The 10918-nt window shown below is 36.8% G+C and carries 4 protein-coding genes; 3 read left to right on the top strand and 1 reads right to left on the bottom strand.

The annotated features are described in order from the left end of the window. Positions 1 to 223 precede the first annotated feature (223 nt). The gene (locus tag EPI11_RS17830) at positions 224 to 805 is read left to right on the top strand and encodes a PhnA domain-containing protein (protein ID WP_128391352.1); all 582 of its coding nucleotides are present in this window, start codon (positions 224 to 226) and stop codon (positions 803 to 805) included. Positions 806 to 965: 160 nt separating this feature from the next. Here EPI11_RS17830 and EPI11_RS19185 read toward each other — a convergent pair whose 3' ends face one another. Further along, positions 966 to 1121, bottom strand: coding sequence for a LytTR family transcriptional regulator DNA-binding domain-containing protein (locus EPI11_RS19185; RefSeq protein WP_241657652.1), 156 nt, complete (start codon positions 1119 to 1121; stop codon positions 966 to 968). Positions 1122 to 1597: 476 nt separating this feature from the next. Here EPI11_RS19185 and EPI11_RS17820 point away from each other — a divergent pair, with 476 nt between their 5' ends. Both EPI11_RS17820 and EPI11_RS17815 read left to right on the top strand, forming a co-directional pair. After that, positions 1598 to 9067, top strand: coding sequence for a choice-of-anchor J domain-containing protein (locus tag EPI11_RS17820; RefSeq protein WP_164879210.1), 7470 nt, complete (start codon positions 1598 to 1600; stop codon positions 9065 to 9067). Between the two features lie 457 nt (positions 9068 to 9524). Continuing rightward, positions 9525 to 10916: an anthranilate synthase component I family protein gene (locus EPI11_RS17815; RefSeq protein ID WP_128391350.1), complete on the top strand. Its 1392-nt coding sequence runs from the start codon at positions 9525 to 9527 to the stop codon at positions 10914 to 10916. Positions 10917 to 10918: the final 2 nt, after the last annotated feature.

The following is a 10918-nucleotide window of genomic DNA, read 5'->3' as shown; positions in this document are numbered from 1 at the left end:
CTTATTCAATTTCACTATTTTACCTACTATAGACGGCTCCCTGATTGACAATCTTAAATTTGTCCTGAAATCGGTTAAATAACGATTATAGTTTATTGATCTTTCAATACAATTCCTATAAGATAAGTAAGGGAAATTACAGTATTTTAAAATGAAAATGTTTAAAATTTAGGCATATTGTCCAGCCATTTTTTACCTTTATGGCGAATATTAAGATTATCAAATGAAATTAGAAGATTTACTCAGGAAAAGAAGCGGGAATGCTTGTGAATTAAGTGGAGCTACAGAAAGCCTGGTTGTTTATGAAGTACCACCAGTCAAAAATAATGGAGCAGACAGTTCAATTTTAATCAGCGAAAAATGTTTGAATCAGATTGAAAAGAAAGAAGAATTAGATGCTGCCTTCTGGGAAAGTGTTCTACCGGGTTCTATGTGGAGTGAAGTACCTGTTGTGCAGGTTGTCTCCTGGCGTATGTTAAATCGTTTCCGTAATGAAAGTTGGGCTTCTGATGCATTAGATATGATGTATCTTGATGATGAAAATCTTGAATGGGCTAAAGCTACAGGAGATCATACAGGTGATGGAGAAATTCTATTCCATAAAGATAGTAACGGTCATATTCTTCAAAATGGAGATTCAGTAACGTTAATCAAAGATTTGGATGTTAAGGGATCTACTTTGAATGCTAAGATTGGTACGGCAGTAAGAAATATTCGTTTAGTACATGACAATCATGAACAGATTGAAGGGAAAATTGAAGGGCAGGCAATTGTTATTTTAACCAAATATGTAAAAAAGCAATAGTACTTAATATAGTACTGATTTAAAAAAAGCACCTAATCATTTTAGGTGCTTTTTTTATAATTGTAAGCTTAGGAATCGAGCCCATTCTTAAAGTTATTAATTTCCTTTTTGCTTAATATTATTGCTTCAGTACCCGGAATGGTAATGTTTAATACCAATTCTATTTTTTACCGTTATGCTTAATAATCTCTTTAATGTGATTTCGGTTTATAATATACTTTCGATTCACCTTAAAGAAAAGATTGGGGTCCAGTTTACTTATCAAATCTTTAAGATTGCTATTGTATAAGTAGCTGTGGCTGGTATTTGTATAAATAAAAAGATGTTTGCCAGTAGCAAAAAAAATGTAATAGCTGTATCATTAATGGAGATAAGCTTATCTCTATGATTTACCAAAAAATGATGTTGTATGCTTATGTTTTTTATAATAAATAAGTTTATTCTTATATTTATAAAAATAAAACTATGAATTCACTAAAAAAATGACTAAAAAATAAGGTTTAGTTGTAATTAACTTTTTTTCTTGTAATCAATTGTTAATAAGTAGCATTATATAAAAAAGGACCTTTTTAAATTACTGAAAATCTAAATACAACCATTAGTATAATGTTCTTTTTTTGTTAAAATTTGTTAATATAAACTATACTATAAACTATTAACGAAAACAAATTTATTATGAACCAAAAACTACTAATGGCCGTACGGTTATTGTGGATGAATTTTCTCGAACTCTGTTCGGAAGTTTATCATTTTTTGAGTCCGAAAAATTTCATTGGAAAAACAACTCTGCTGATGTTTTTTTTAACTCTATTTTCATTGACCGGATATGGGCAGCTGGCTCTTGAAAATTTTGAAAGTGGTATTCCTGCAAGTTGGATTCCAATTAATAATGGGGTAGTGCTGCCACCTACACCATGGACAACAAGTACTGATGGCTACTTGAGCAATGGGGCAGCCTTTATTGACCCATCAGCTCATAATATTGGAGCCGGAGTTACAGAGCGAAATTTTTTGGTTGCTCCCGGTTTTAACGTTCCTGCAAGTGGAGAGATACGTTTTTTTACCAAACAATCCAGTACTGTAGATAATGGAAACATCTATGAGATACGCTTAACTACAGCGAATCATTTGGATCATACCAGTTATACTACTGTTCTTGCTACATGGACTGAAGCACAACTTAGTGCCAATCCTTTAGTTTATGAAGAAAAAGTTGTACCTATTCCATCCAGTATTGCTGCTGGTATACCCGTACATATTGCTTTTGTATTGGTAAACAATCAGGTAGGTGCTACCCCAAATGCAGATGCCTGGTATATTGATAATGTAAGTGTTTTAACAGCACAGCTTTGTGATAAAGTACTTGCTGGAAATTTTACGGCTTCGGGTTTAACACCTCAATCTGCAAGTTTGAACTGGACGCATCCATCCGCAACACAATTTGAAATTCAGGTTTTTCCTTCAACTACACCTGCTACTCCGGTAGGACCAACAGGTATTGCGACAGGGAATTCTTATAATCCTTCGACTTTGGTTCCGGGTACGAAATATGATGTATATATTAAAACGATATGCTCACAGTCATCTAGTGGTTGGGCGGGACCTTTTAATTTTACTACACCTATTGTAGGTACATCGTGTGCATTCCCTTTGGTCGTTCCTCCAACAGGAGCACCTTATACCTATTCTGCTAACTTAAGCACATTTGCTTTTGCAGGCGCCCCAACTTATGCCAATCAAGGGACAAGCTGTCTATCACCATCGGTAACCCAAAATTACCTCACTGGAGCTAAGGCTTTCTTCTCCTACACACCAACACAAGATGGTATTATTACGGTTAAAAATGTAACATCATCTGCTAGTTTTAATCATAGTACGGGGGTTTTTGTTTATGATGGCTGTTCTAACGTAGGTGTACAATGTATAGGCGCAACAACTACATCGGCTGTAAACGTTCCAGGAACTACTCCAAATATATTTGTACAGGCTGGGCATACTTATTTTATAGTAGTATCTTCAAACTTAACAGCTACTGCGGGTATTGCATTTACCTTAACAATAAATACAGCTCAGTGCGCTCCACCGGCCGTATTTACTTATAAAGATCTATTGCAGACCAGTACAAAATTCTCATGGGATAACGTAGGCGGTTTTGCTACAGCATGGGAATATAAAGTTCAGGCTGCAGGAGCTGGTGTGCCAACTGGTGCTGGTACTACTACTTCAACTAACGTTGATAATTTGATAAATACTGGACTTGTTGCCGGTACACCATATGATCTTTATGTACGATCTGTATGTGGTGGTGTTCCGGGAGGATGGAGTACGCCGTACAGGTTTATAACACAATGTACTGTATTCCCTACTCCATATACGCAAAATTTTACAGGAACATCTGCAACAGTACCTGCACCTTGCTGGACTGCTATAGATGTAAATAATGATGGATTGTTTTGGAGCTACCTGTCATCGGCAGCTAATTTGACTACAAATACGTATCAAAACAACAATAACGACTATTTTTCTACCCCACAGATTGATTTAGGTACTACGCAAAAGCGGTTAAAATATAAGCACCAGATAGTAGGTGGAACGGCTAAATATGCTATTAAGATCTCTACAACCGGTGTAGGTTCAAGTAATTTTAGTACGATACTAATGCCTGAAACAGCGTTTAGTAATAACACGTATATTGAAAAAATAATTAATATTCCTGCTACAATAACAGGTCCTGTTAATATTGCATTTGTTGTAGTGCCTGGTACAGGTTCTACGGCAACCAGGATACTTATTGACGATGTTGTTATAGAAGAGAAGCCAGCATGCCCGGATCCTGTTACACCAACTGCTACAGGTATGACTACATCAACAGCTGTGTTATCTTGGACAGCAGGTGATGCAGAAACACAATGGCAAATTGCTGTACAGCCTAAAGGCACAGGCTTGCCTACAGGTAGTGGTGTGCTAATAAGCTCTAACACCTATTCTCCAACACTTAACCATGCAACACAGTATGAGTATTATGTAAGGGCTTATTGTGATGCTACACATCAAAGTAACTGGGTAGGCCCAATAAATTTCACTACTTTATGTGGTGCTTTTGATGTTCCTTTCTATGAAAGCTTTAATGATACTGATGTGGCTACAACCCATAAGTTTTGTTGGTCTATATTAAACGCTAATACAGACAATGCACAATGGACAATGCAGGCTGCAAATCCGCAAATCCAAGGGAATCCATTCTTTGGGACACCAAGTTATAATGACTGGTTAATATCTCCTGCAATTAATGTAATAGGAACAAAAGAACTTAAGTTTAAATATAAGGCTGCATTTTCACCACTTTTTGGTGCTCCAAGATTTGGTATGGAGGTACTAATGTCTACCACAGATACCAACCCGGCGAGTTTTTCGGTAATTATGCCTTTAATTGATTTTACCAATACAGATTACATAGAGAAAGCTTTATACATTAATGCTAATGGCCCTGTGTATATTGCCTTTAGAGTACCGCCTTCGTTTATTGTAGCGAATGGAGGAACTTCTATTTTGATGATTGATGATGTGAGGATCGATGTGGCTCCGGCATGTCCTAATCCTTCTTTGCCAGTTGTTTCAAATGTAACGCAGAATTCTGCCATGTTGTCGTGGGTCCCTGGATTCCAAGAGACACAATGGGAAGTAAAAGTACAGCCTGCAGGAACTGGCGTTCCTACAACTGCGGGTACATTAACTTCGAGTAGCACTAATACTCCGTCAGGATCATTATTAGCAAATACACAATACGAGTATTATGTTAGGGCATACTGTAATGCTACAGATCAAAGCCAATGGATAGGCCCGGTAAAGTTTACAACTTTATGTACTCCTTTTCCAACACCATTTATAGAAACTTTTGAGGCTAACTCTGCCACAAAAGAATGCTGGAGAGTGACAGATATTAACAATGACACATTCTTTTGGTTCCTGAATATGACTGTCAATCCTTTTGAAGGACAGTATGCAGCCGCTATGTTTACAGGATCTAATGGTGCTAATAATGATTATTTGATTTCACCAACTATTACAGTTGGTCCTAATCAGCGTTTAAGATATCAGTACAGGGTAACTTACTCTGATTTTGAAGAAGATCTTGAAGTAAGACTTTCTACCACAGGTGTTGAACCTGCAAACTTTACTACAGAATTATATAGTGTTAATTATGGAGATATCCCGGCACTTAATAATCAGGAGTGGAAAGAAAAAGTTATCAACCTTCCTGTAGGTGTAACCGGTAATATTAATATTTCTTGGCATATACCGCAAAGACCGGCACTTCCTCAGGGATATAGAGGGCAAAGCCTTATAATTGATAAAGTAATTATTGAAGATATACCAACATGCCCACAGCCTACAAATCTTGTAGTTCAAAATGTTGCTGATACTGAAGTTCAGATCAAATGGGATCCAACAGGTACAGAGACTGCATGGGATGTTTATGTACAACCGGCTGGACTTCCTGCCCCGGTAGGAGATGGTGATCCTCAGTATGCACATTCGGCAACAACAAATCCATATACTGTTGGAAATTTAGATCCGGCTACAAAGTATGATTGTTATGTTAGATCATCATGTGGTACTACTGACAGCCCATGGTCTGGTCCGTTACATTTTACAACAATGTGTAGCTTCGCAAACTTATGTGAATATACCATTACATTGGCTAACCCTGTAAATTTTGGAGATATACAAGGAGAGATTTATTTGATTCAAAATGAGGTTACATTACAAACATTAACCTTGAATGCAGCAGCAGGTGGCTCTTCTACCACTTATACTGTGTTTTTATGTGATGGTGTTGAGTTCTCATTATTCTGGGACGCTGTAGGTTCTGTTCCATCAGGAGGCGAAGCTCAGGCTACTGTTACAATACAAAAGGCTGATGGAACAAATGTTTGGACTAGCCCGGCTGGTATTGGTCCATTGAATCATACTATTTTTACTGGTTTTGTATCGTGCAGTCCTATTACATGTCCACAGCCAATCAACCAGTCTGTTGATTCTAATGGAGTCTTTAACTGGACAGCAGGAGGAACAGAAACCCAGTGGGAAGTAGCAATACAGCCAATTAACAATGGTACATTGCCAACAAGCGGTACATTAGTATCTGCAACAACTTATACACCTCTTGCTTCAGATTTTAATACTGCTAGCATGGCAACTTACGAATACTTTGTAAGAGCAGTTTGCAGTACAACAAACAAGAGTTTCTGGTCAGGTCCTTACGGATTTGTAAGAAATGATGCTTCAAATAAAGCTTTGGTATTACCAGTAAACTCTGGAGATACCTGTGTAAATGCTTTAACAGCAGCTTCATTTACTGCTTCTACACCATCTACTGAGCCAATGACTTGTACAGGCACCAATGATGGCGACGTATGGTTCCAATTTGATGCGATTTCAAAAGTTCATATTATTTCAGTAGATAATTTCTCAGGAGATTATTATTATGCTAACGGAGAAGCGCCTCAGCCTAAGTTTACAATGACATTGTATAAAGTGGTAGGTACTGCTTTACAACAAATGGCATGTACTACGAACAATGTAATTGTTGCTGCTTATTCTACTGAATTAGAAATAGGTACAACATACAAAGTGAGACTTACATTAAACGGAACATCTCCTAATGTTCATACATTTGATGTTTGCGTCACAACACCAACAAACCCATGCGCGCTTAATACTGTAAATTCAGGGTTTGAAACGCCATCACAAGCTACAGCAGGTTTTACTCAATTTACCAGACAACAGGTTTTACAGGGATGGAGAACTAACGTACCTAATTGGGATGAATTCTTCCTTGTAGGTCCTATAAATACATTTGGTGTTGCTCCATACGAAGGAGGACAGTATATTCAAATGCTTGAAACAAACGTTCCGCAGGATCCAACAGATCTAATTAATGTTACAGGTACATTTCAGGATTTTGATAGCTCTGAAATCACTAAGTTTAATTTCAACTATGCACATGCAGGAAGATCTGAAGGAAGAACTATTCAGGTACTTGCAGGCCCTCCTGCCGGTCCTTTTGTATTGTTACAGGAGCATGTTGGTACTATGGCATGGTCAATAGGTCAGGGTGAATATGTTGTTCCTGCATCACAACCAGTAACAAGGTTTGTTTTCAGGGCTAAAAACAACGAAATAGGTAACTTGCTAGACGCTGTTAATATTACAGCTAATAACGAACTGATCACACAGCCACATACACTTGTTTGTGAGGTGAATGAAACTACACTTGCAGCTGAAGGTGTTGGACAATGGATTGCTGATGCAGCCAACCCAGGTCCGGTTGTAATTACAACGCCAAACAGTAAAACAACAACAGTAACAGGTTTTGTTCATTCAGGAGAGTATATATTCCATTGGAAAACACGTTATTGTGATAATACAGTTACAGTTACGAACATAGCTGTAGATGATATACCTCAGGTAGTAACACCAGTTACCTATTGTACAAATACTACTGCGAATCCTTTAACAGCACCTGATTTAACAGGATTTACTTTAGCATGGTATACACAACCAACAGGTGGTACAGCAATTACTGCTCCAACACCAGATACAACTACGGCAGGAACAACGCCATATTATGTAGCTTATGTTAATGCTGATGGATGCGAAGGAGCTAGGGCACAGCTTGATGTGATCATAAAAGATATAATCACTCCGGTTGTAGGATTTACCTATGATGCAGCGTCTTATTGTTTAACAGCAACTAACCCTGTTATTACTTTAGATACAGATTTTTCTGTAAACGGTACATTTGCAGCAACACCTGACGGACTTACTATTGATACATTAACAGGTGCAATTGATTTATCAACCAGTTCAGCTGGTACATATGAGATTACTTATACAGTTGATCCGTCTCTATGTGTGAATGGTAATTCAAGTACATTCCAAATGGAAATAGTTACACCTGTAGTTCCAGTTACAGGATTTACTTTTGCAGCATCGTACTGTATAGCAGGTACAAATCCATTACCAATTTTAGCAAATAATTTCTATACAGGGGGTGTATTTAATGCAGAAACCGGATTGGAAATAAACACAGTAACAGGAGAAATTGATCTGGTTAATAGTCAGCCGGGCACATACAATGTTACATATACAGTAACAGCTGGAAACTGCCTTGATGGTGGCAGCACTGCAGTTACAGTTATTGTAACTCCTTTAACAGCTCCTGTGGTTAGTTTTAATTATGACACGCCAGCTTGTATAAATTCAGGCGATGAATTAGTACCAACATTATCAGATAATTTCAACTTTGGAGGTACATTTAGTTCAACTACGTTAACAGTAGACACCCAAACGGGTATAATTGATCTTAGTACCGCTACAGCAGGTGAACATGATGTGATTTATACATTTACGAAAGATGCATTATTATGTGTTGATGGAGGTACGTTTACCTTTAAAGTTGAACTTACAGCAGGAATTACTCCTGTGACGAACTTTAGTTACGACAGTTCTTACTGTTCAGATGCAACAAATGCTTCCCCTCAGTTAGCAACCGGATTTACAACGGGTGGTGTTTTCAAATCTGGAGATGGATTGGTAATCAATTCAACAACAGGTGAGATCGATGTTGTTAACTCAAAAGCAGGGTCTTATGGAATTACTTACGTAATAGAACCAGATGCTGAAACATGTAACGAAGGTGGATCATTTAGCTTTACTGTAGTTATCGCAGGAAGTTTAGAAGTTGTTATTTCAAGAGAATGTAAAGGTCAAAATGCATGGTTGCTTGCAACTCCTGTAAATGGTTCTTATGATCCTAACGCGGTTAATTATGTATGGAAAAATGAGAATGGAACTGTTGTAGGATCTAGTGCTGAATTTAATGCAGCAGAATATTATGCACTTAACGGTACTCAGAAACTTCCAATGATCTTCACGGTAACGGTAAGTTCAGGTTCATGTTCAAACGAAGTTTCATACACACTTCATAACATTATGTGTGAGATACCACGTGGTATTTCGCCAAATGGAGATGGACTTAATGATAGTTTTGACCTTTCCGGTTCAGGAGTTACAAGCATAACAATTTTTAATCGTTATGGTAAAAAAGTATTTAGTCATGGTGCGAATTATACGAATCAATGGCATGGCCAGGATGAGAGTAATAATGAGTTACCTGATGGTACATATTTCTATAGTATAGCCAAAACAGACGGAAGCAATGCAACCGGATGGGTTTATATAAATAGAGCTCACTAATATAAAAATAAGTGATTGGATTGATCGTTTATAGTTAAGCGGTCAGAACATAAACCCTGTGACGACAATTGTTGTTACAGGGTTTTTTATTGATAAATGGACACTGTTTTTTTGATTAAATTCTTTTCGATTTTAGTTTTCAAGAGGTTGATATTATCTTTTGTAAGTATTTTATTGAATTAATCAATGTGGTAATGTGCTGTTTTTTAGTGTTTTATGAAATTTATGATTTTATTCTTTGAAGTGTAAATTATTATTCTATAAATTTGTCCCACTTATGAGAAACATTTCACAAAATAATACTTGGTGGTGGCTAACTAAATCCTTCGGATTGAGTTGGTAACTGCTATTATATTATTTTGTATCTAAAATAAATATTAGAAGCCCGCTGATCCAGCGGGCTTTTTTTGTTTCCAAAACTTCCATTTCATTTTTCTAATCTTCTTAAATCAATACCATGATTTATACTTTTAAAACCTTAGTACAAAAGGGACTTAGCGATACCAATACACCTGTAGAGTTGTATTTAAAATTAAGAGATAAGTACCCTAATTGCTTTTTACTGGAAAGTTCAGAATATAAAAGCAGAGAGAATAGCTATTCCTATATCTGTGTGCAGCCTTTAGCTTCATTTATTGCAGAAAGAGAAATAACGAGCATACAATACCCTGATGGGACTAAAGACATCTTAAAAAATTCAAGTATCGACATTGCAGAAGAATTGAACGCATTTACAAAAGCATTCGATACTGAGGATTTGAATTTAGGATTTGTAAGCAATGGTTTATTTGGCTATACGTCTTATGACGCTATCCCCATGTTCGAAGATATAACCTTTAAGAATCAGTCTTTTCATCTTCCCCTTATTCAATACCATTTTTTTAAATTTCTAATTGTTTTCAATCATTTCAATAATGAAATATTTCTTTTAGAATATTTCCTGGATGGAGAGATATCTCAAATGGACAGTATCAGTGACATTATATCAAAACGTGCTGTAACCTGTTTTGAATTTACAGCCAATGAATCTGAAACTTCAAACTATAATGATTCCGATTTTTTAAAAGCGATCAACAAAGGTATAGAACATTGTTTTTTAGGAGATGTTTTTCAGGTAGTGCTCTCCCGAAAATTCCGCAAGAAGTTTAAGGGGGATGAGTTCAACGTGTACCGTGCTTTACGGTCTGTAAATCCTTCGTCATATCTGTTTTACTTTGATTATGGGGATTTCAAAATATTTGGTTCTTCACCCGAAGCACAGTTAACTATAAACAACAATAAGGCTGTTATACATCCTATTGCAGGAACATTTAAACGTACAGGGAATGCTATACAAGACCAAAAATTAGCACTGCAACTTAGCGAAGATCCTAAAGAAAATGCCGAACATGTTATGCTTGTTGATTTGGCCAGAAATGACCTAAGCAGAAACAGCAGGGATGTAAAAGTAGAAGAATTCAAAGAGGTCGAATTCTATTCTCATGTTATTCATTTGGTTTCAAAAGTCAGTGCACAATTGAAATTGGAACATAATCCTATACGAATATTTGGAGATACCTATCCCGCAGGAACATTGTCCGGAGCACCAAAGTATAAAGCCATGCAGATAATCGATACAAACGAACCCGAAAGCCGTGGTTTTTATGGTGGAGCAGTAGGAATCATTGGTTTTGATGGTTCTTTTAACCATGCCATTTTTATACGATCCTTTTTAAGCCAAAGCAATGAGCTTACCTATCAGGCTGGATGTGGCATTGTCGCAAAATCAAACCCCGAAAGTGAGTTACAGGAAGTGAATAATAAACTATTGGCTTTACGCAAAGCCATAGAACTTGCAAATACCATTTAGTC

Origin of the sequence: Flavobacterium cerinum (genome assembly GCF_004028155.1) — a bacterium.
GTDB classification, from domain to species: Bacteria; Bacteroidota; Bacteroidia; order Flavobacteriales; family Flavobacteriaceae; genus Flavobacterium; species Flavobacterium cerinum.
The sequence above is the reverse complement of the archived record's forward strand: the minus strand, read 5'-3'. Positions and strand labels throughout refer to the sequence as shown.

Coding starts and splice junctions, on each gene's coding strand:
- EPI11_RS17830 (WP_128391352.1), top strand. CDS start 224: ATGAAATTAGAAGATTTACTCAGGAAAAGAAGCGGGAATGCTTGTGAA.
- EPI11_RS17815 (WP_128391350.1), top strand. CDS start 9,525: ATGATTTATACTTTTAAAACCTTAGTACAAAAGGGACTTAGCGATACC.
- EPI11_RS17820 (WP_164879210.1), top strand. CDS start 1,598: ATGTTTTTTTTAACTCTATTTTCATTGACCGGATATGGGCAGCTGGCT.